Raw genomic sequence first — 22254 nt, forward strand, 5'->3', positions numbered from 1 at the left:
TTCTATCGCTAATTTGTGTTTCAAATGCTCAACGGCGCTCGCCCGTGCCGTCGATGCGTCCGATCGCCGTGACGGTCAAGGCAAGCTCGCCTCTTTCATCGGTCTCATCCAAATCGACAACGGCGTCGAAACCCCAGTCGTGGTCGCCCTCCGGGTCAGCGAACGTCTGGCTGACTTTCCAGATCGGCCGGCCATCGGAATCCTTCGCCTCAACAATCTGCAACAGATCAGGGGAGCGGCCGCCAGGGCCGTCATCGATGTCCTCGTGTTCAGCGAAGTAATCGTCCATCAGATCAGCCCACGCGTCCGCATCGAAACCAGCATCGCCATCGAGCTCACCCAGTGCCACGTCCTTCTCTGCGCCAAACAGCTTGACGCGAGAGAACATCGCGTTGCGGACCATGACCCGCAGTGCACGCTTCTGCTGAGACAAACGCGGTGGCTCAGCCGGCTGCTGGACAGACTGATCCTCAGGGACCTCACCAGAGGCCAGGGCCTCCCACTCGCTCAGCAACGAGGAGTCGACTTGCTCGATCATCTGACCAAGCCACTCCGTGATGTCCTCAAGCTCCTCCGTCACCGCGGAATCAGGAACCGAACTACGCAAAGCCTTATACGCATCGGTGAGGTAGCGCAGCAGAATGCCCTCGGCGCGCGTGACCTGATAGTTGCGCACGTACTCGCCGAAGCTCTGGCCGGTCTCATACATTTCACGGACCACAGACTTAGGCGAAAGCTCGTAGCCCGCGAGCCAGCCGGCACCCTGGCGATAACGCTCGAAAGCCGCCTCGAGCTCTTCCCGTAGAGGCTGGGGGTGCGTGATCTCATCGAGGCGGTTCATGCGCTCGTGATACTCGAGGCCGTCCGCGCGCATCTGCGCCATAGCCTCGTTCTTAGCCTTCTTCACCTGCGCGCCGATTACCGGGCGCGGGTCCTCAAGCGTGGCCTCAAGAACAGAAACCACATCCACCGCATAATCAGGGGAGTCTTGGTCCAGCATCTCGAGCGCGGCGATTGCGAAGCTCGAGAGCGGCTGGTTGAGCCCGAAATCCTCCGGCAAATCAACCGTGAGATGCAGACGATTGCCATACTCGTCTGGCTCGCCGCGCTCCAGGACGTTGGTCGCCAAGAGCTCCTTGATGATGCCCAACGCCTTCTTGACGTGCTCACGGTTGCGGATCGGCGGCTCGTGATTCTGGGTCAGAATGTCGCGAGCGTGCGCGAACGCATCGCCATCGTAGGCGAGCAAGTTCAGGATCATCGCGTGCGAGACCTGGAAGGATGACGTCATGGTCTCCGGCTCAGCGGAAACCAGCCTCTCGAAGGTCTTCTCGCTCCACGAAACGAAACCTTCCGGCGGGGTCTGCTTCTTGACCTGCCGCAGCTTCTTCTGATCATCCCCGTGGCGCGCACGCGCCTTCTCCATGGCCTTAGCGTTAGCGATTTCGTGCTCGGGAGCCTGAACCACCACATCGCCCGCCGTGTCATAACCAGCCCGGCCCGCGCGTCCAGCAAGCTGATGGAATTCACGGGCGTTGACGTGACGGCTACGCTGACCATCGAACTTGGACAAAGCCGTCAAGATCACGGTACGGATCGGAACGTTGATGCCCACCCCGAGCGTGTCAGTGCCGCAAATGACCTTGAGCAAACCAGCCTGCGCCAGCTGCTCGACGAGTCGACGATACTTAGGGAGCATCCCCGCGTGGTGCACGCCAATACCAGCGCGAATCATCTTCGTGAGCGTCTGACCAAAGCCGGACGCGAAACGGAAACCACCCACGAACTCTGCGATGCGGTCCTTCTCCTCACGGCTAGCCACGTTGAGCGAGAGAAGGCCCTGGGCCTGCTCGATCGCCTCGCGCTGCGAAAAATGCACAACATAGACCGGGGCCCGGTGCGTTTCGACGAGTTCCTTGATCGTCTCGCCGATTGGCTCCATGCCGTATTGGTGGTGGAGCGGAATAGGCCGCTCAGAACCCGAGACCGTCACGGCATCGCGGCCTGTGCGCTGCTTGAGGTCCTCTTCAAAGAACGCTGTATCGCCCAAGGTTGCCGAGAGCAGCAGGAATTGCGACTGCGGCAAGCCCAGAAGCGGAACCTGCCATGCCCATCCGCGCTGCGGGTCAGCGTAGAAGTGGAACTCGTCGGCAATCACGACGCCACAGTCCGCGTGCTCGCCTTCACGCAACGCCATGTTCGCGAGGATCTCCGCGGTGCAGCAAATGATCGGCGCCTTCGGGTTCACACTCGCCTCACCCGTGAGCATGCCCACGTTCTCGGCACCGAAAACCTTGATCAGGTCAAAGAACTTCTCCGAAACCAGAGCCTTGATCGGTGCGGTATAAAACGAACGCTCACCCCGTGCCAGCGCCGCAAAGTGCGCCGCGATAGCAACCATCGACTTACCCGAACCCGTCGGGGTAGCAAGAATCACATGCTTGCCCTCGACAAGCTCCATCACGGCCTCATCCTGAGCCGGATACAGCGTCAGTCCACGGTCCGAAACCCACCGCACAAACGCATCGTAAATCGCTTCCGGAAGGTTCGTTTCCGTCGCGTTCGGAACAAGATCAGACAGATTCACGCTCATATTTACAGCCATCACCAGCTACGCATTACCAGCCGCGGGCGCGCCACTCGGGCAGGCTCGCGCGTTCGGCGCCCAACGTGGTGCCTTCGCCGTGGCCAGGCAAAACCACAGTGTCATCCGGGTAGCGGCCAAACAGCTTGGTCTCAACGTCATCGATCAGCGTCGCGAACCGTTCCGGGTCGTTCCACGTATTACCCACACCACCGGGGAACAGCGAATCACCCGTAAAGAGGTACTGAACGCCGCCGATAGTGGTCGCCAGCGCAATCGAACCCGGCGTGTGCCCCCGTAGCCAGATCACATCCAACGTGACACCACCAGCGGTCACCGTGCCACCATCGTCCACGGAATCAGTGAACGTGACGCCACGCATTTCTTCCACGGCAGGAATATCCAGCGGATGCCCGATGAGGCGGGTACCTTCCGCGAGCACGTCAGCTAGCGCTCCCGTATGGTCATGGTGTTGATGCGTGATCACGATGGTCGGTGCGGCCTCAGCGCCGACGGCGGCACGCAAAACGTCGGGCTCGGAAGGCGCATCGATCAGCAAGACGTCCTGTGGATCAGTTGTCGACTGCAAGATATAAGCGCGGTTATCCATATCGGACACCGCGACCATGCTGAGTCGAGTGAAATCATCCGAAGCAATGAGCTGTGCTTGTGAACCCTGATCTCGTAAATTCTGTGCTTGTGAATCTGCCGGGGATGCTGGTTCTGAAGATGCTGGAGCCATGCCTCGTAGTATACCCTGATACATATCTACTATTGTGTTGTGTTGAAGGCACTGATGACGCCGGAAAGTTGCTATGACAATCCTCGCTGAGTTTGCGATCTCTGATGAAGATATGCCCCCGTACCGCCAGGTGCGTCGTGCCATTGCCCAAGATATTCGAGAGGGCAAGATCGCTGTAGGAACCAAGCTCCCGACTGTGCGTGCCCTCGCGACACAACTCGACCTCGCAACCAACACTGTTGCCCGGGCATATAAAGAACTCGAAGAGCTTGGCCTCGTCGAAGGACGCGGGCGTGCGGGGACCATCGTGACCCCAGGCGCTGGCCGCGCATCAGCGAAACTCGCATCCAATGCATCATGGTTCGCACGCTCAGCAGATGGCGCGGGGCTCAGCCTTGAAGCCGCACTCGACCTCGTCCGCGCCGCCTGGCCTTCCAATAAGTAACCACACCAGCGCCCGCCAGCAATCACGAGCGCCCCGCTCACTAGCAAACACACACTCACTATCATTGGAGCTGTGACTTCTTCTGTGACCACACCGTCCACCACGCGCCCAGACCGTACCCGCATCGTCGTCCAGGGAGCCCGCGAACACAACCTCAAAAACGTCGACGTGACCTTGCCTCGCGACGCCATGATCGTGTTCACGGGGCTATCCGGATCCGGTAAGTCCTCCCTCGCGTTTGACACGATCTTCGCGGAAGGCCAGCGCCGCTACGTCGAGTCGCTCTCGGCCTATGCGCGCATGTTCCTGGGGCAGGTGGATAAGCCTGACGTCGACTTCATCGAAGGGCTATCCCCGGCGGTTTCGATCGACCAGAAGTCCACATCCAAGAACCCGCGTTCGACCGTCGGTACCGTGACGGAAATCCACGACTATCTGCGACTGCTGTTTGCGCGCGTCGGTGTTGCACACTGCCCTGAATGCGGCGAGAAGATCACCGCGCAGACCCCGCAGCAGATCGTGGATCAGCTGATGCGAGAAGGGGAGAAGACCCGGCTCGCCGTGATGGCGCCGATCGTGCGCGAACGCAAGGGTGAATTCCAGGACCTCTTCGCGCAGCTTTCACAAGACGCTACGCCCGTGCCCGTGTTGACGGCGAAACCATTCAGCTTTCCGATCCTCCGAAGCTCGCGAAGCAGTACAAGCACACGATCGAGGTCATCGTCGACCGCATCGCAATCAAAGACTCAGCGATGCAGCGCCTCACCGACTCGATCGAGACCGCGCTCAAGCTCGCGGACGGCCGCGTCATGATCGACTTCGTGGACCGCGACGCCGATGCAGCGGACCGTACTCGCACGTTCTCCGAAAAGCTCGCGTGCCCCAACGACCACCCGGTCCAGCTCGAAGAGATCGAGCCGCGCACCTTCTCCTTCAACAACCCGTTCGGTGCATGCCAACGCTGCGACGGCATCGGGCATCAGCTCGAAGTAGACCCCGACCTTGTGGTTCCAGATCCTTCCGCAACGCTTGCGGAGGGTGCTATCGCTCCGTGGGCCGTCGGTACCCAGGTTGCAAAATACTGGGTCCGCGTCATGGCCGGCCTGGGGGACGAGCTCGGCTTCGACGTCAACACGCCGTTCGAAAAGCTGCCTAAGAAGGCCCAGAAAGCGCTGTTGCACGGCAAGGACTATAAAGTCACCGTCGCCTACCGCAACCGTTTCGGGCGCGAACGCCGCTACACGCAGGGCTTCGAGGGCGTGCTCGGCTACATCAAACGCAAGCACGGCGAAACCGAATCAGATACCGCTCGCGAACGCTACGAAGAGTACATGCGTAACGTTTCATGCCCCGAGTGCAACGGCGCCCGCTTGAACCCGGCGGTGCTGGCTGTGCTCGTGGGCGGGAAATCGATCGCCGAGGTCTCCGAGATGGCGCTCGACGAAGCCTACGAGTTCGCGGCGAACCTCGAGCTCAACGAACGTGAAGCAAAGATCGCAACCGAGGTCCTCAAAGAGATCCGCGCGCGTCTGAAGTTCATGCTCGACGTCGGCCTTAACTACCTCAATCTCTCGCGTGCGTCGGCAACGCTTTCGGGCGGTGAGGCCCAGCGCATCCGTTTGGCAACCCAGATCGGTTCGGGGCTCGTTGGCGTCCTGTACGTGTTGGATGAGCCGTCCATCGGTCTGCACCAGCGTGACAACCGCCGCCTTATCGAGACCTTGACGCGCCTGCGCGATCTCGGCAACACCCTCATCGTGGTTGAACACGACGAAGAGACGATCGAGGAAGCCGACTGGATTGTCGATGTGGGGCCCGGTGCCGGCGAGCACGGCGGGCAGATCGTGCACTCGGGCTCGCTTGCTGAGCTCAAGAAGAACAAGGAATCCGTCACGGGCGCTTACCTCGCGGGCCGCCGCAGCATCGCTGTGCCGGAACAGCGCCGCAAGCGCGATACGAAGCGCCAGCTCAAGATTGTGGGCGCGCGTGAAAACAACCTCAAGAACGTGACCGTCAACGTTCCACTCGGGATGCTCACGGCCGTCACGGGTGTGTCCGGTTCGGGTAAGTCCACTCTCATCAATGACATCCTGTACCGGGTTCTGGCGACCAAGCTCAACAAGGCGAAGCTCGTTCCGGGCCGCCACACCCGCGTCGAAGGACTTGAACACCTTGACAAGGTGATCCATGTGGATCAGAGCCCGATCGGCCGCACCCCGCGCTCCAACCCTGCGACCTACACGGGCGTGTTCGACCACGTCCGCAAGCTGTTCGCGGAAACTCCGGAAGCGAAGATGCGCGGCTACCTGCCGGGGCGGTTCTCGTTCAACGTCAAGGGTGGCCGGTGTGAGGCGTGCAAGGGCGACGGAACCATCAAGATCGAGATGAACTTCCTGCCGGACGTCTATGTTCCGTGCGAGGTGTGCCACGGCGCGCGCTATAACCGCGAGACGTTGCAGGTCAAGTACAAGGGCAAGTCGATTTCCGATGTCCTTGACATGCCTATCGAAGAAGCCGCTGAGTTCTTCGCTGCGTTCAGGCCGATCGCTCGTCACCTCGACACGCTGGTCGATGTGGGCCTCGGCTATGTGCGGCTCGGTCAGCCGGCAACGACGCTGTCTGGCGGTGAAGCGCAACGTGTCAAGCTCGCTTCGGAACTGCAGAAGCGTTCGAATGGCCGCAGTATCTATGTTCTGGATGAGCCGACCACGGGTCTGCACTTCGAGGACATCAGCAAGCTTTTGCGTGTGATTCAGGGGCTCGTGGACAAGGGCAACTCGGTTGTTGTGATTGAGCACAACCTTGACGTCATCAAATCTGCTGACTGGATCATTGACCTTGGTCCGGAAGGCGGTTCCGGTGGCGGCACGATCGTTGCGGAAGGAACCCCGGAAGATGTTGCGAAGGTTCAGGAATCGCATACCGGTTTCTTCTTGAACGAGATCCTCAACTGACACCCGGCACACACGTACATGCCCTAAACGGCATGTAGGTGTGTGCCGTAAAGCTCAGTTCGTGAGATAAAACTGGGCGATATTCGTGGCACAATTGCAAGCGGAAAACTTCCAGAACATGCAAGCGAAGTATGCCAATTGCGGCATGCAGGTAAGGTGACGATTCCGAGATGGCAAGCATCGATTTCTTTAAGCCCGTCGTAGCGCGGGCTATCAAGCTTGTCTTCAGGCCGACCATCACCGGCCTCGAGAACGTGCCCAAAGAAGGCCCGTTCATCGTTGCCTCAAACCATTTGTCGTTCTTCGACTCGGTCATCATCCAGGCCCTGATGCCGCGCAAGGTGGCGTTCTTCGCGAAAGCGGAGTACTTCACGACCCCGGGTTTCAAGGGCCGGCTCATGAAGGCGTTCTTCACATCCGTCGGGTCAATCCCCGTACAGCGCGGCCAGCAAGCGGCTTCCGTTGCCGCGCTTGACAAACTCGTGGAGATCCTCGAAGCCGGCTCCGGCGTCGGAATCTATCCTGAAGGCACGCGCTCGCGTGACGGCCGCCTCTACCGCGGCCGCACCGGCGTCGGCTGGCTTGCGCTAGCAACCGGAGCCCCGGTTGTGCCTGTGGGACTCATCGGCACTGACAAGCTCCAGCCAGCGGATTCTAACCGCATCCGCCGCCACAAATTCCAGCTACACGTGGGGCAGCCACTCGCGTTTGAACATCCGGGTCCTAAACATCCGTTGCCGCTACGTCGTAAAGTAACTGATCAAGTGGTCGACGCGATCGCGGAGATCACCGGTCAGGAACGTGTAGGGGAGTACAACAAGGCCCCAACAGTCGAGTAGAGAACCAGGTGAGGTGAGTCAGGTGGCCGATCCGGCATCGTACCGCCCCGAGTCATCTCAGATACCTACAAGCCCAGGCGTCTACCGTTTCAGGGACCCCGCGGGCCGCATCATTTACGTCGGCAAGGCTAAGAACCTCCGGAACCGGCTCAACTCGTACTTCGTGGCGCCCGAGCAACTTTCGCCGAAGACGTACACGATGGTGCACACGGCCTCATCTGTTGAGTGGACCGTGGTGTCCTCAGAGCAAGAGTCTCTGCAGCTTGAATACACGTGGATCAAACAGTTCAATCCGCGTTTCAACATCATGTTCAGGGACGATAAGTCCTACCCATACCTCGCTGTCACGGTGTCGGAAAAGTTCCCGCGTGCCCAAGTGATGCGAGGGGACCGCCGCAAAGGAACCAAATACTTTGGGCCGTTCTCCCCGGCGAAAGCTGTGCGTGAAACTCTTGACCTGCTGTTGAGGGTGTTCCCGGTCCGGACGTGCTCGGCCGGCGTTTTCAAGCGGGCCGAACGATCAGGCCGGCCGTGCTTGCTCGGTTACATCGACAAATGCTCGGCCCCGTGCGTCGGGCGGGTGAGCGAAGAAGAGCACCGCGAGCTCGTCGACGGCCTGGTTCGCTTCATGGCTGGAGACGGCAAGCCAGCGATTCGATCCCTCGAAACCAAAATGAGGCAAGCGGTGGCTGAGCTCGATTACGAATCCGCTGCCCGCCATCGTGATGACATTCAGGCGCTGCAGAAAGTCTTTGAACGCAACGCCGTGGTGCTCGATGAGTCGACGCACGCCGACATCTTCGGTATCGAACAAGACGATCTTGAAGCCGCAGTGCAAGTTTTTCACGTCCGGCACGGTCGAATTACGGGTCAGCGTGGTTGGGTCATGGAGAAGGTCGAAGACCTCGAGACGCCACAGCTTGTTGAGCAGCTCCTCGAGCAGGTTTACGGCGCATACGACGACGCCGACCGCATCCCACGTGAAGTGTTGGTTCCGGAGCTACCGACGCGTCTTGACGCCCTGACCGGCTGGCTGTCTGAGTTGCGCGGCGCTAAGGTTTCGCTGCGTGTGGCTCAGCGTGGAACCAAGCGTGAGCTTGCAGAGACCGTGCACGAGAACGCGGTTCAGGCGCTCAAGCTCCATAAGATCAAGCGCGCGGGTGACATCACGGTGCGATCCGCCGGCCTACAACAGCTTCAGGAAGCCCTCGGGCTCAGCGAACCACCGTTGCGCATCGAAGGCTATGACAACTCGCACTCATCGGGAACCAACGTCGTCGGCTCGATGGTCGTGTTCGAGGACGGCCTGCCCAAGAAATCCGATTACCGCCGCTTCATGGTCAAAGGCGATGCGGCCCGTGACGACACGGCCTCGATGTATGACGTGATTTCCCGCCGTTTCCAGCGTTACCTCGAAGACCTCGCTGAAGCTGAAACTCAAACTTCCGGTGAGATCAGCGCTGAGGAAGCCACGAAGGCGCCGGCCGCCAAGTTCGCTTACCCGCCGTCGTTGATTGTGGTCGACGGTGGGCCTCCGCAAGTCGCGGCTGCTCAGCAAGCGCTCATGGACTTAGGTATCACGGACATCGCTGTGGTCGGGTTGGCGAAGCGGCTCGAAGAGGTCTGGGTTCCGGGGGATGACTTCCCGGTGATTTTGCCGCGGCAGTCCGAGGGGCTTTTCTTGCTTCAGCGGGTGCGTGATGAATCCCACCGCTTCGCGATTACGTTCCACCGGGAACGCCGCGGGAAGTCGATGCTTGAGTCGATTCTGGACACGGTCGACGGGCTGGGGCCTGCCAAGCAGAAAGCCTTGCGCGCGGAGTTCTCGTCGCTCAAGAAAATGCGTGCGGCCACTGTCGAAGAGCTGCAGGGCACTAAGGGGATTGGCCCGGCACTCGCCCAAAAGATCTACGATGCGCTCCACAGTGAGGACGGCGAAGCCCGCTAAGCGTGTTGGTTGGGTAGCCTTAGGCTATGCAGATTGAGCAGCCAGCTGAGGTTACCCAGAAGAACACGATTGTTGTCATGACCGGCATGTCCGGAGCGGGCCGTACGACGGCAGGCCACGCCTTGGAAGACATGGGGTGGTACGTCGTCGATAACTTGCCGCCCCAGATGTTGCAGACGCTCGTGGATGTCATGTCCCGGTCGCGCAGCCAGGAGTTCCGGATCGCGGTTGGCGTTAACGTTCGTTCTGAGCAGGTCCTGGATGACCTCACAAGCACGCTCGCTCAAATGGATACTGACGGCATCGAGTACCAGCTGCTGTTCATTGATTGTGACGATGCGACGCTGGTGCGTCGCTTTGAACAAGGACGCCGCCCGCATCCGCTGCAGGGTAGTGGCCGCATCGTCGACGGGATCGAGGCCGAGCGCGCGCTGACTGCGGGCCTGCGCGAGCGCGCTGATTTCACGCTCGACACCACGACTATGAATGTGCATGATCTGAGCCGCTCGGTCCATCACTTGTTCAACGAGCAAGGCCCTGTCGTGTTGACGCTCAACGTGATCAGCTTCGGCTTCAAATACGGTGTCCCGATGGATGCGAACTTCATGGCGGATGTGCGTTTTGTGCCTAACCCGCATTGGGTTCCTGAACTGCGCCCGCTGACTGGCCAGGACAGCGAGGTCTCGGAGTATGTCCTCGGCGCGGAAGGCACCGCAACCTTCGTCGATCACTACGTTGCGGCACTCGAATCGGTTTTCGATGGCTACCGCCGTGAACGCAAGCACTATGCGACCATTGCGATCGGCTGCACCGGCGGAAAACACCGCTCCGTGGCGATCGCTACCGAGGTTGCTCGCCGCCTAGATGAGCATCCGCATCTTAAGGTTGTGCTTTCGCACCGTGACTTGGGGAGGGAGTAAGCGTGGATATCCCTACCCATGTGATCCCTCTCGTCGCTCCTCGGCTGAGCCCGAGCCAACAACGTTCGCGCTGGAAAATCACTGCGCTGGGCGGCGGGCACGGTTTGCACGCGTCTTTGCGGGCGCTACGGTTACTTGATGCGGACCTTGCCGCGGTCGTGACGGTTGCCGACGACGGCGGTTCTTCCGGCCGCATCCGTGACGAATTCGGTGTGCTTCCTCCAGGAGATCTGCGGATGGCGCTTTCCGCTCTGTGCGATGACAGCGAATGGGGCCGTACATGGGCGCGCGTGATGCAGCACCGTTTCACTACGTTGCCTGATTCTCCACAAACCATGGAGGGCCACGTCCTCGGTAACTTCCTCATCGTGACTCTGTGGGAAATGCTAGGCGATGCGGTTGAAGGCCTTGAGTGGGCCGGCCAGTTGCTGGGTGCCCGCGGCCGAGTTCTGCCGATGTCGACTGACCCGTTGCGGATTAAGGGCACTGTGGTGACGGAGCGGAACGGCCAGCTAACTAGCGAGGTACATGAAGGCCAGGTTGCCTTGGCTAAGGCCGCGCACCAGGGTTCTGTGACTGAGATCTGCTTGCTACCTGAGGAAGCGACCGGCACCCCACAGGCTCTCGATGCGATTCGCGAAGCCGATTGGAACGTTCTGGGCCCAGGTTCCTGGTACACATCAGTCCTGCCTCACCTGCTTCTTGAAGACAGCCGCAAGGCGCTCAGCGAATCGAAGGCTCGCACCCTCGTGACGATGAACTTGACGTCTTCGGCGCAGGAGGCATCGGGGTTGAAGTCTGCCGACCATCTGAAAATTCTGGCCCGTTACGCGCCTGAGCTACACATCGACGCGGTGCTGGCTGACCCATCGACGATCGATGACCGCACGTATTTCTGCCAAGTGGCTGAAAACATGGGGACTCAGGTGTTCTTCGATCGTGTGGAATCACGGGTGCGAGAGTCGGTTCATGACCCGTTGCGGCTCGCTGCAGCGTATAAGGATGTTTTCTCTCACTTCGAGTCCAATGGCGCGCCCCGTTAGACTTAAGATCTTTGTAAGGTTCCGTGTAAGCCGAAAGGGATGTCAACACTCATGGCATTGACGAATGCTGTTCGAGATGAATTGGTTGCTGTGGAGGTGACCGTGACGTCCCAGCGTCGTGCTGAGGTAGCGACGATGCTCCGCCTCGCGGGCGGTTTGCACCTTGTTGGTGGGCGGATCGCTGTTCAGGCTGAGGTCAGTGGCGAGGCGATTGCCCGCCGTATTCAGAAGACGTTGGCTGAGGTTTTCAACGTTCGATGCGCTATGCGGCTGGTCAGCGGCGGCGGGCTTCGGAACTCGGAACGTGTAGAGATGCAGGTTTTGGGTGATGGCGCTTCGCTCGCGCGGCAGACTGGCTTGGTCGATGGGATGGGCCGGCCGGTACGTGGCCTTCCGCCGTCGATCGTCAACGGTTCCGTGGCTGATGCGGCGGCCGTATGGCGTGGCGCGTTCCTGGCCGCGGGTTCCCTCACAGAGCCAGGGCGTTCGTCCGCGCTAGAGATCGTGTGCCCTGGCCCGGAGGTTGCGTTGGCTCTAGTTGGCGCTGCCCGCAGGCTTGGTATTACAGCCAAGGCGCGCGAGGTGCGTGGCCAGGATCGCGTGGTTCTGCGTGATGGCGAGGCGATCGGCCAGCTACTGCAGAAGATCGGCGTTGTTGAGACGGTCAAGGTGTGGGAAGAGCGCCGTGCCCGCAAGGAAGTTCGGGCAAACGCGAACCGTTTGGCTAACTTCGATGACGCCAACCTTCGTCGTTCCGCGCAGGCCGCGGTTGCCGCGGGTGCACGCGTTCAGCGTGCGCTGGAGATCCTGGGCGACGACGTTCCTGAACACCTGCGTGATGCCGGTACGTTGCGCATCGAACACAAGGAAGCGAGCCTCGATGAGTTGGGCCGCCTGGCTGATCCGCCGCTCACGAAGGACGCGATCGCTGGTCGTATTCGCCGGTTGCTCATGATGGCGGACCGCGTTGCCGACGAACGCGGGATCCCGAACACGACGACTGCAGTTCCGGCGGATATTCTCGACGATTAGGGAATAACAGCGCAGTGGCCCTGGTTACACCCTGATGAGGGCATCCTTCGGGATAGCTCCCAATAGTTTGTGGACTCTCGTGCTCGCTCGGCTCACACCGACAGGTCGGAACCGACGGGTGCATGGGTTCGCATCATAAATACCTAATGACCGGCAACGGAGATTCCGGCTGGTCGAACGCATGGAGGTTACCTTGACTCAGTACACGCTTCCGGATCTGGACTACGACTACGGTGCACTCGAGCCGCACATTTCTGGCAAGATCATGGAGCTTCACCACTCCAAGCACCACGCAACCTACGTAAAGGGCGCTGACACCGCGCTCGAGCAGTTGGCAGAGGCACGCGATAAGGGCGACCTGTCCAACGTCAACAAGCTGACCAAGGACCTCGCGTTCAACCTCGGTGGCCACACCAACCACTCGATCTTCTGGAAGAACCTCTCTCCAGAGGGCGGCGGCGAGCCAACCGGTGAGCTCGCAGAAGCCATCAACCAGAACTTCGGTTCTTTCGAGAACTTCAAGAAGCACTTCAACGCAGCTGCACTGGGCATCCAGGGCTCCGGCTGGGCTCTTCTGACCTACGAAGGCATCGGCGGCAAGCTCCTCATCGAGCAGCTCCACGATCAGCAGGGCGATGTCCCAGTAGCAACCCAGCCACTTCTGATGCTGGACATGTGGGAGCACGCTTTCTACCTCGACTACCTCAACGTCAAGGCTGACTACGTTGACGCTTTCTGGAACATCGTCAACTGGGACAATGTTTCGGAGCGCTACGCAGCAGCTAAGGAAGGCGCGGCTAAGCTGGTTCTCCCAACCGCATAAGCACGTGTTTTAGCGCAACGCACGGTTCGCCGCTCTCGTCCGTTTCTCACGGATGAGAGCGGCGAACATCGTTAACGCCAGAGTTATCCCGTAGGCTTAGATGTATGCCTGCCTTTACTCTTGAGGATTTGATGACCAAGGGCGTCAAGGGCCGTACGGTTCTGGTGCGCTCCGATTTGAACGTTCCACTCGATGATGAACGAAACGTGACTGACGCTGGCCGCGTCAAAGCGTCGATCCCTGTGATTTCACGCTTGGCTAACGCTGGTGCGCGCGTGATCGTGATGGCGCATTTAGGCCGCCCGAAGGGTGAGCCTGATCCGGCTCTTTCGATCCGCCCGGCAGCTGAAAAGCTTGCTGAGCTGAGCGGCTTGAACGTCAAGGTCGCCGACGATGTGGTGGGCGAGTCCGCTCAGTCTTTGGCGCAGGAGCTTGCCGATGGTGAGGTCCTCGTGATCGAGAACGTTCGCTTTGAAGCTGGTGAGACCTCCAAGGATGACGCCGAACGTGAGGAACTCGCGAAGCGCTACGCCGCGTTGGCTGGCGAGGACGGCGCCTACGTGGACGATGCGTTTGGCGCGGTTCACCGTAAGCACGCCTCTGTTTTTGACATCGCTCGTGTTTTGCCGGCGTATCAGGGTGACCTCGTTCGTGACGAGCTTGAGGTTCTGAAGCGCCTCACGGTTGAGCCGAAGCGCCCATTCGTTGTTGTCTTGGGTGGCGCGAAGGTTTCTGACAAGCTCGCCGTGATCGAGCGTTTGCTGACCGTTGCAGACCAGATTCTGGTCGGTGGCGGCATGGTCTTCACGTTCTTGAAGGCTAAAGGCTACGAGATCGGTAGCTCGCTGGTTGAAGAGGATCAGCTTGAGACCGTCAAGGGTTACCTCGAGCGTTCCGGCACCGAAGGTCACGCCGAGATCATCTTGCCAACCGACATCGTGATGGCTGATTCTTTCGCCGCTGATGCCGCGCATGAGACTCGTCCAGTCGATGACCTGACGGGCGGCACGATCGGTGAAGCAGGAATGGGTCTGGATATCGGCCAGGAGTCCGCCGGCTTGTTTGGCGAGAAGATCGTCACTGCAGCTACGGTTTTCTGGAACGGCCCGATGGGTGTTTTTGAATTCCAATCGTTCGCGAGCGGCACCCGCGCAGTTGCGAGCGCTCTCGAGCGCTCTGAGGCGTTCACTGTCGTCGGCGGTGGCGATTCCGCGGCCGCTGTGCGAAGCCTCGGACACAACGATGACGATTTCGGCCACATCTCGACCGGTGGCGGTGCCTCGCTGGAATACCTTGAAGGTAAGGAACTCCCAGGCCTGACCGTCTTGGAGGAGAACAACTAGATGGCACACATCACCAACGGTGAGTTTGCGCGCCGTCCTCTGATCGCTGGCAACTGGAAGATGAACATGGATCATCGCCAGGGCATCACGTTGCTCCAGAAGACCGTGTGGACGCTGCAGGACGCGAACCACAACTTCGATCGCGTCGAGGTTGCTGTATTCCCTCCGTTCACTGATCTTCGAAGCGTCCAGACGTTGGTGGCAGGCGATGATTTGCCTGTCGTCTACGGCGCTCAGGACGTTTCCGAGCATGATTCCGGTGCGTACACGGGCGAGATCTCGGGTCAGTTCCTGGACGCACTCGGTTGCTCCTACACCCTCGTCGGGCATTCGGAACGCCGCACGCTCCATGAGGAGACCGATGAGGTTGTGACGGCTAAAACGGCAGCCGCTCTGCGCCATGACATGACCCCGGTTGTGTGCGTGGGTGAGCCTCTCGAGGTGCGTCAGGCTCAAGAGCATGTTGAGCACACGTTGGCCCAGGTCAAGGCTGTGATCGATACGCTCGATGCACACACTGTTTCGCAGCTTGTCATTGCGTATGAACCTGTGTGGGCTATCGGGACTGGCGAGGTCGCTGGCCCTGAAGATGCGCAAGAGATGGCTCACGCTATCCGCGAATGCGTCAAGCAGGTTCACGGTGAGGATGCGGCGAACGGCGTTCGTATCCTGTACGGTGGGTCAGTGAAAGCAACCAACGTGGCTGAGATCATGCAGGAAACCGATGTTGACGGTGTTCTTGTGGGTGGCGCAAGCCTTGATGCGGTGGAGTTTGCTAATATTGCTAGGTTCGAACAGCACTACGCGTAGATACGCGTGCGTGACGAACTTGGTTTGAGACAGAATTTTTAACGGACGTAGAAGCTCGAGGAGATCATGTCGGGTTTGATCAACGCCTCGCAGGTCACCCTGCAGGTCCTTGTATTGATTACCAGCATCTTGCTCATTATGACGGTGCTGTTCCATAAGGGCCGTGGTGGCGGTATTTCGGATCTGTTCGGTGGCGGTATGGCGTCGTCGATGCAGTCGTCCGGTAGCGCAGAGCGGACGTTGAACAAGATCACGGTGACGATCTCGGTCATTTGGGCCGTGTGCATCGTCCTGTTGGCTCTCTTGATGCGACTCAATGTTGAGGCATAGCGCGGTAGGTTAGCGCGGAAGCCTAGCGCTTTTCCTGATTCTTAAAACATTGGGGGCGGACCACACGGTCCGCCCCCAAACGTTTAACCCAACGCGCAGTTACGCCGCTGCTTGTATGGCTTTGAGCTTGTCCACGATGTAGGGGAGTCCTACCGCGGGATCATCCACTTTGATCATCACGACGGGGCGGCCGCGTTCCGCGAGAACGCGTGCGTCACCAGTGGCCTGGGCGGCTAGTTGCTCTCCGCCTGTGTGGTTGAGGCCCGGGACTGTGATGTCGTTGACTGAGCGTGCCAGAACGTGGATGAAGATGCCTTCCGCAGGACCACCTTTGTGAGCCTGGCCGGTTGAGTGTAGGAACCGTGGGCCCCATCCGAATGCGGTTGGGCGGTGGAAGATATCGGTGATCGTCTGCTGCAGGGGAGCCGCGACATCACGGTGGGAGTTCCTGTCCGTGAATACGTTGATCGCAACGTAGCTACGTTCTGTCGCGACCTCGCGGAGCGCTTCAATGGCGGATTCGAGTCCTGTGATCTTGGAGTGATCGATCCATGATCCGTAAGCGGCAACGGAGACCGGCCCGTCGGTTGCGCCGCGTTCGTTGTGTGTGCTGTTGGGTTCTCCCGCGAGCAAGTTTTGCGCGGCCTGTTTGGAGGCTTCCACGTCGGGTTGGTCGAATGGGTTGACGCCGATGATTCGGCACGCCACGGCAACCGCGTATTCCCACACGATGAACTGTGCGGCTAAGCTGCCTGAAACTGTGACGCTTGGGCCAGCTTCTTCAGGGAGAGTGGTGTTCGCTCCATGCAGATAGACGTGCAGTACATCGTCAGTGCGCTCGATCGAATCCTCGTTGGCTGATGAACCGATCTGCACGGTCGGGACGAGGCCGAGGCCCTGTTTTCCAGTGGATTCTGCCACGAGCTGTTCAATCCACGCGCTGAAGCCCGGCAGGCATGCGGTGTCGTCGTGGATCACAAGCTTGTTGCGTTGAGGATGCTGACCAGCCAACGCGGCGCCCAGGATGAGCGCCGGGTTCTCAGGATTGTCGAGGATAAATTCAGCCTGCGCATCCATGGCTTCCGTGAGGACACGGTCAACGTCAACTCCCGCAAGTCCGGTTGGTACAAGACCGAAAGCCGCGAGCGCAGAGAAACGCCCTCCGACCGTCGGGTCGGCTGTGAACATCAAGAGGCGATGTTTGTTCGCCAACTGCTCAAGCGGCGAACCCGGGTCGGTAATGACCACAACATGCTCGGAGAGTTTGAGTCCTGCCTGCTCGATAGCGTCACTAAAGACACGGAATGCGACGTCCATTTCGAGTGTGCTTCCGGACTTGGAAGCGACAATCATGAGCGTCGTCTCAAGGTCCGTGAGCGTATCTGCGAGCATCCCAGGGTCGGTCGAGTCAATGACCGCAAGCTCCACACCGGCCGCGCGAGCCGCAACCTCGGAAGCCAGGGTTGAACCACCTGTTCCGGCCAAGATGATTCGCTTGATGCCACGTTCTTTCAGCGTGCCACGGAGCTCAGCAATAGGTTCGAGAAGCGGACGAGAGGAAGGGAATGGGTTAGCCCACCCGAGCCTCTGTACCGCTTCAAGGGCGGCCTTCTTACCCCACAGGGAAGCATCCTTGGCAGCCAGGCGGGAAGCAACTCGATCCTTGACGAGCTGAGGGAGCAGAGCTTCCACAGAGTCTTGGATCTCATGGCTTGTACGTACGGAAAGCATTGTCATATTTAGCGGGCCGAAGCAGACGCGAGTTCTGCCTCGAGCTGCGTCAAGAGATCCTTCCAAGCATCCACGAACTTCTGCACGCCTTCGCTCTCGAGCTTGGCGATCACTTCGTTATAGTTGATCCCGAGCTCGCTGAGCTGGTCGAGGATCGTGTCCTGCTCACGGTATGTTCCGTTCACGGTGTCCTGTGCGTCACCGCCGTGGTCGGCTACCGCGTTGAGGGTTGCCTCAGGCAACGTGGTCACGGTCTGCGGAGCAACAAGTTCGTCGACGTACAGGGTGTCAGGGTAGGCCGGGTTCTTGACGCCGGTCGACGCCCACAAAGGACGCTGCGGATGAGCGCCCTGAGCCGCAAGAGTCTTCCAACGCTGTGTCAATGAGACCTCGCGGAAGATCTCGTAAGCAAGCCGTGCGTTCGCAAGAGCTGCCTTGCCGCGTAGCGCGAGAGCCTCAGGTGTGCCGATCGCCTCGAGCCGCGTATCGACTTCGGTATCGAGTCGGGAAACGAAGAACGAAGCGACCGAGTGAATACCGCTCAAGTCCAAGCCGGTGTCGCGTGCCTTCTCGAGGCCGCGCAAGAAAGCTGAAAGAACCTCACGGTAGCGTTGCAAACCAAAGATCAGGGTCACGTTGACGCTGATGCCGCGAGCAAGGCATTCGGTGATCGCTGGGAGTCCCTCGTCAGTCGCTGGGATTTTGATCATGACGTTCGGGCGATCCAGCGACTCCCACAGCTCAACGGCCTGATCGATCGTCGCCTGTGTGTCGAATGCGTGGCGTGGGTCCACCTCGATAGAAACGCGGCCGTCGACGCCGTTGCTTGCGTCATACACAGGACGCAACAGGTCAGCGGCTTGGGCAACGTCCTTCGACGTGATCGCAACCACCGCATCGTCAACGGAAGCCTTCTTGGCGGCCTGCTCAGCGATGTCTTCCGCGTAGCTTTCCGAGTCAGACAGGGCGGAGGCGAAGATCGCAGGGTTCGTGGTCACGCCAGTGACGTTCACATCACGCACCAAAGACTCGAGCGAACCGCTCGTGAGACGGCTACGTGACAAGTCATCGAGCCAGATGGAAACACCTGCATCGGCGAGAGCCTGAGTATGAACGTTAGACATGAACGAGAACTCCTGAAACAAGACCTAGCAAACGTGAATGGGTGATGCGTGGGCGTCCGGTCGGCACACAGCGTGTCGGTGAACCTCGGCGCTGCTCGTGAAACTGGGCGCCCACGCACTCGAGAATTAGCGGGACGCAACCTCAGTGGCGGCTTCAACAACCGCATCGGCAGTGATACCGAACTTCTGGTACAGCGTGTCACCATCAGCGGAAGCACCGAAGTGATCCAAGCCAACGATGCGGCCGTTGCTGCCAACCCATTCGTGCCAGCTCATCGGGTGAGCAGCCTCCACCGCAACGCGTGCGGTGACCTCGGATGGCAGGACCGATTCGCGGTATTCGGCGTCCTGTGCGCGGAACCACTCGATGCACGGCATCGAAACAACGCGTGCAGCGATGCCACGCTCGGAGAGGGTCTTCTGAGCTTCAACCGCAAGGGCAACCTCGGAGCCGGTGCCGATCAGGATCACATCAGGGATGACCTCTTCGCCGTCGCGGGTTGCTTCACGCAGGATGTATGCGCCGCGCTCAGCGAGCTCAGCGGCAGCGAAGCCGTCCGTTTCGCGTGGCAGGGTTTCAACGCCCTGACGCGTCAGGATGATCGAAGACGGGTGATCGGTGGTTTCGAGCATCTTCTTCCACGCGACCGCAACCTCGTTGGCGTCCGCAGGGCGGATCACGTCAAGGTTCGGGATAGCGCGAAGCGAAGCGAGCTGCTCAACCGGCTGGTGGGTTGGGCCGTCTTCACCCAGGCCGATCGAATCGTGCGTCCACACGTAGATCGACGGGATGCCCATCAGAGCGGACAAGCGAACTGCAGGGCGCATGTAGTCGGAGAAGATCAGGAACGTACCGGAGTATGCGCGGGTCGGAGACGACGTCACGATGCCGTTGACGATCGCGCCCGCGGCGTGCTCGCGAATACCGAAGTGCAGGTTGCGGCCGCCTGGGCAAGCCTCGTACGTGCCTGTGGCCCACGAAGACGGGTTGAAAGACTTAGCGCCGTTGATGAACGTGTTGTTCGAACCCGCGAGGTCAGCCGAGCCACCCCACAGCTCCGGAAGCACAGGAGCTAAAGCGTTGATGACCTTGCCCGAGGCCGCACGGGTGGCGATCTTCTCGCCGGCCTCGAAGCGCGGCAGAACATCCGTCCAGCCCTCAGGGAGCTCGCCCTTCTCAAGGCGTTCATACAGAGCCACAGTCTCAGCCTCGGCGCGAGAACGCCACGCATCCATCGCGGCATCCCAGTCCTTGCGCAGCTGCTCGCCGCGTTCCTGAGCCTTACGCGTGTAGGCCAGCACCGCATCGTCAACAACAAAGCTCTGCTCAGGGTCAAAGCCCACTGCCTTCTTCAAGCCAGCGACCTCATCGCCACCCAGCTTGGCGCCGTGAATGCCACCCGTGTTCTGCTTGGTCGGCGAAGGCCAACCGATCACGGTGCGCAAAGCGATCAACGACGGACGGTCAGTCTCAGCCTTAGCGGCCTCTATCGCGTCGTTGAGGGCCTTCATATCCTCAACGTAATCGCCCGTACGCAACCAATCGACGCGCTGAGTGTGCCAGCCGTACGAACGGTAACGAGCCTCAACATCCTCGGTGAAAGCAACGTTGGTGTCGTCCTCAATCGAGATCTTGTTGTCATCCCAAATAACCACGAGCTGGCCCAGTTGCTGGTGTCCAGCAAGCGAAGAGGCCTCGGAAGTCACGCCTTCCTGCAAGTCGCCATCGGAAGCGATCACGTAGATGCGGTGATCGAACGGCGACTCACCCGCAGGAGCGTCCTTATCGAACAAGCGGCGCATCCGGCGTTGAGCGTAAGCAAAGCCCACCGCGGAAGCCAAGCCCTGGCCGAGCGGGCCCGTCGTGAACTCAACGCCGGCCGTGTGGCCGTACTCCGGGTGACCTGGAGTCAGTGCATCCCACGTGCGCAGAGCCTTCATGTCATCGAGGCTCAGGCCATAGCCGGTCATGAACAGCTGAGTGTAAAGAGTCAGCGACGTGTGTCCAGGGGAGAGGATGAAACGGTCACGCCCGGCCCACTTAGGGTCCTGAGGGTTGTGACGGATGTGTCGCTGAAACAGCAGGTGAGCAACTGGAGCAAGCGAGATAGCGGTACCCGGGTGACCGTTGCCCACTTTCTCAACCGCATCAGCGGCCAAAACTCGAGCGGTATCTACCGCTGCAGCATCTTCTTGCGTCCATGTGAAAGTCTGGCTCGCCGAGGGCATTAATGGTCCTTTCGAACTGCTCGCTGACATCGTGTCGCTGATTACTGGGCACGCAGGTTCAGCCTGACGGCGTGGCAATTCGGAGCCGGAAACCCGCGCGATGACCCGATGTGTCTAAGCCTACCCGTACATGTCCAGTAATCGAGCGCATAGGGCGGTAGAATAAGAAGAAGTATGCAGGATTTGTGTCATCCTGTGCCCCGCATCACTGCGCCCCCGTGCTTGGCGCGACCCAACGTCATGAGGTAACAGTCAATGTCCACCTTGAGCCATCTGGAAACGTCTACTCCTGCCGTGCCGCGTCATCAGCGTCAGCCCGGCGAGGCTCGTGGCGCCTTCCTGTCGCGCAAGGCTAAGGCTTACCTGGCTCTCACCAAGCCGCGCGTGATCGAGCTTTTGCTCGTGACCACGCTACCGACCATGATTTTCGCGCAGCGCGGCTGGCCGGACGTGATCGCGATGCTGGCGACCAACATCGGCGGCGCGATGGCGGCAGGCAGCGCGGGCGTTTTCAACTGCTATTTCGACCGGGACATGGACAAGGTCATGAACCGGACGAAGAACCGTCCGTTGGTGACCGGCGAGATCACGCCGAATGCCGCGCTCGTATTCGGGTGGATTCTGGGGGTCTTGTCGATCGCAGTTTTGTGGGCCGGAACTAACCTCCTGACCGCGGCGCTGGGTCTTGCTGCGATCCTCTTCTACGTTGTCCTGTACACGCTGATCCTGAAGCGCAAGACTACGCAGAACATCGTGTGGGGCGGTATCGCAGGCTGCATGCCTGTTCTGATCGCGTGGGCCGCTGTGAAGAACACGATCGAGTGGCCAGCCATCGTCTTGTTCCTCATCATCTTCTTGTGGACGCCGCCGCACTACTGGCCGCTGTCCATGAAGTATTCGGAGGACTACGAACGCGCCGACGTTCCAATGCTCGGGGCTGTTGCGCAGGGCCGCACGGTTTCCGCCCAGGTTGTTGTGTACGCGTGGGCCACGGTCGCATGCTCGCTGCTGTTGATCCCGATGGGCGACGCCGGCATCGTGTACACGGTGGTTGCGCTGGCCTCTGGCGGATGGTTCATCTGGGAGTCCCACATTCTGCACCGTGAAGCAGCACAGGATCACAGCGCGAAGAGCCTCAACCGGAAGGCGATGCGCGTGTTCCACCTTTCGATCATGTACCTCACGCTTCTATTCATTGGCCTGGCGATCGACCCGTTCGTCGGCTCGCCGCTTCTGGGCTAGAACGTATTTACTTACAGAACGTATTTACTTACAAACAGAGCCGCGCTTCACTCGCTGAGTGAAGCGCGGCTCTCTCGTTTGGTTGGGTTTCGCTTGGCTTGTGTTGCCGTGCGTC

Annotated in this window: 16 protein-coding genes and 1 pseudogene; 12 read left to right on the forward strand and 5 right to left on the reverse strand. The window is 59.9% G+C overall.

Features of this window, described 5'->3' with window-relative positions; translation table 11 throughout:
- Nucleotides 1-28: 28 nt before the first annotated feature.
- Both CAY35_RS00670 and CAY35_RS00675 read right to left on the reverse strand, forming a co-directional pair.
- Complete coding sequence (locus CAY35_RS00670; protein WP_109302893.1) at nucleotides 29-2593, reverse strand: DEAD/DEAH box helicase; 2565 nt, start codon at nucleotides 2591-2593, stop codon at nucleotides 29-31.
- A gap of 25 nt (nucleotides 2594-2618) precedes the next feature.
- Entirely contained in the window at nucleotides 2619-3326 is a 708-nt protein-coding gene (locus CAY35_RS00675) for an MBL fold metallo-hydrolase (RefSeq protein WP_109302894.1), read from the reverse strand.
- Between the two features lie 73 nt (nucleotides 3327-3399).
- Between CAY35_RS00675 and CAY35_RS00680 the strand changes: the two genes are divergently transcribed.
- From CAY35_RS00680 to secG, 11 genes and pseudogenes are all read left to right on the forward strand, one after another.
- Entirely contained in the window at nucleotides 3400-3771 is a 372-nt protein-coding gene (locus tag CAY35_RS00680) for a GntR family transcriptional regulator (RefSeq protein ID WP_219930425.1), read from the forward strand.
- A 72-nt stretch (nucleotides 3772-3843) separates the two neighbouring features.
- A pseudogene (gene uvrA, locus CAY35_RS00685) lies at nucleotides 3844-6725 on the forward strand (excinuclease ABC subunit UvrA).
- Nucleotides 6726-6895: 170 nt separating this feature from the next.
- Entirely contained in the window at nucleotides 6896-7564 is a 669-nt protein-coding gene (locus CAY35_RS00690; RefSeq protein WP_109302895.1) for a lysophospholipid acyltransferase family protein, read from the forward strand.
- A 22-nt stretch (nucleotides 7565-7586) separates the two neighbouring features.
- Nucleotides 7587-9512: an excinuclease ABC subunit UvrC gene (uvrC, locus tag CAY35_RS00695; RefSeq protein WP_109302896.1), complete on the forward strand. Its 1926-nt coding sequence runs from the start codon at nucleotides 7587-7589 to the stop codon at nucleotides 9510-9512.
- Between the two features lie 26 nt (nucleotides 9513-9538).
- Nucleotides 9539-10432: an RNase adapter RapZ gene (gene rapZ / locus CAY35_RS00700; RefSeq protein ID WP_109302897.1), complete on the forward strand. Its 894-nt coding sequence runs from the start codon at nucleotides 9539-9541 to the stop codon at nucleotides 10430-10432.
- 2 nt (nucleotides 10433-10434) lie between these two features.
- A complete protein-coding gene (locus CAY35_RS00705) occupies nucleotides 10435-11475 on the forward strand; it encodes a gluconeogenesis factor YvcK family protein (RefSeq protein WP_109302898.1) in 1041 nt (346 codons plus the stop codon).
- A gap of 51 nt (nucleotides 11476-11526) precedes the next feature.
- Nucleotides 11527-12507 carry a DNA-binding protein WhiA gene (gene whiA, locus CAY35_RS00710; RefSeq protein ID WP_101630089.1) on the forward strand — a complete coding sequence of 327 codons (981 nt, stop codon included), beginning with the start codon at nucleotides 11527-11529 and terminating at the stop codon, nucleotides 12505-12507.
- 193 nt (nucleotides 12508-12700) lie between these two features.
- Complete coding sequence (locus tag CAY35_RS00715; protein ID WP_109303060.1) at nucleotides 12701-13330, forward strand: superoxide dismutase; 630 nt, start codon at nucleotides 12701-12703, stop codon at nucleotides 13328-13330.
- A gap of 104 nt (nucleotides 13331-13434) precedes the next feature.
- Nucleotides 13435-14673, forward strand: coding sequence for a phosphoglycerate kinase (locus tag CAY35_RS00720; RefSeq protein ID WP_109302899.1), 1239 nt, complete (start codon nucleotides 13435-13437; stop codon nucleotides 14671-14673).
- On the forward strand, nucleotides 14674-15483 hold the full coding sequence (gene tpiA / locus CAY35_RS00725; RefSeq protein ID WP_109302900.1) for a triose-phosphate isomerase: 810 nt from the start codon (nucleotides 14674-14676) through the stop codon (nucleotides 15481-15483). It abuts the gene before it with no gap.
- Nucleotides 15484-15549: 66 nt separating this feature from the next.
- Nucleotides 15550-15813: a preprotein translocase subunit SecG gene (gene secG / locus CAY35_RS00730; RefSeq protein WP_239541559.1), complete on the forward strand. Its 264-nt coding sequence runs from the start codon at nucleotides 15550-15552 to the stop codon at nucleotides 15811-15813.
- A 99-nt stretch (nucleotides 15814-15912) separates the two neighbouring features.
- On the opposite strand, the gene CAY35_RS00735 is transcribed toward secG, so the two are convergent.
- The 3 genes from CAY35_RS00735 to tkt form a co-directional block, all read right to left on the reverse strand.
- Complete coding sequence (locus CAY35_RS00735; RefSeq protein ID WP_181377429.1) at nucleotides 15913-17544, reverse strand: glucose-6-phosphate isomerase; 1632 nt, start codon at nucleotides 17542-17544, stop codon at nucleotides 15913-15915.
- Between the two features lie 8 nt (nucleotides 17545-17552).
- Nucleotides 17553-18668: a transaldolase gene (gene tal / locus CAY35_RS00740; protein WP_109302902.1), complete on the reverse strand. Its 1116-nt coding sequence runs from the start codon at nucleotides 18666-18668 to the stop codon at nucleotides 17553-17555.
- Between the two features lie 126 nt (nucleotides 18669-18794).
- On the reverse strand, nucleotides 18795-20897 hold the full coding sequence (gene tkt, locus CAY35_RS00745) for a transketolase (protein WP_109302903.1): 2103 nt from the start codon (nucleotides 20895-20897) through the stop codon (nucleotides 18795-18797).
- A 255-nt stretch (nucleotides 20898-21152) separates the two neighbouring features.
- Between tkt and CAY35_RS00750 the strand changes: the two genes are divergently transcribed.
- The gene (locus tag CAY35_RS00750) at nucleotides 21153-22139 is read left to right on the forward strand and encodes a heme o synthase (protein WP_109302904.1); all 987 of its coding nucleotides are present in this window, start codon (nucleotides 21153-21155) and stop codon (nucleotides 22137-22139) included.
- The last annotated feature ends 115 nt before the right edge of the window (nucleotides 22140-22254 follow it).

The organism is Pseudoglutamicibacter cumminsii, from assembly GCF_003143995.1.
In the GTDB taxonomy this organism is placed as follows: domain Bacteria; phylum Actinomycetota; class Actinomycetes; order Actinomycetales; family Micrococcaceae; genus Pseudoglutamicibacter; species Pseudoglutamicibacter cumminsii_B.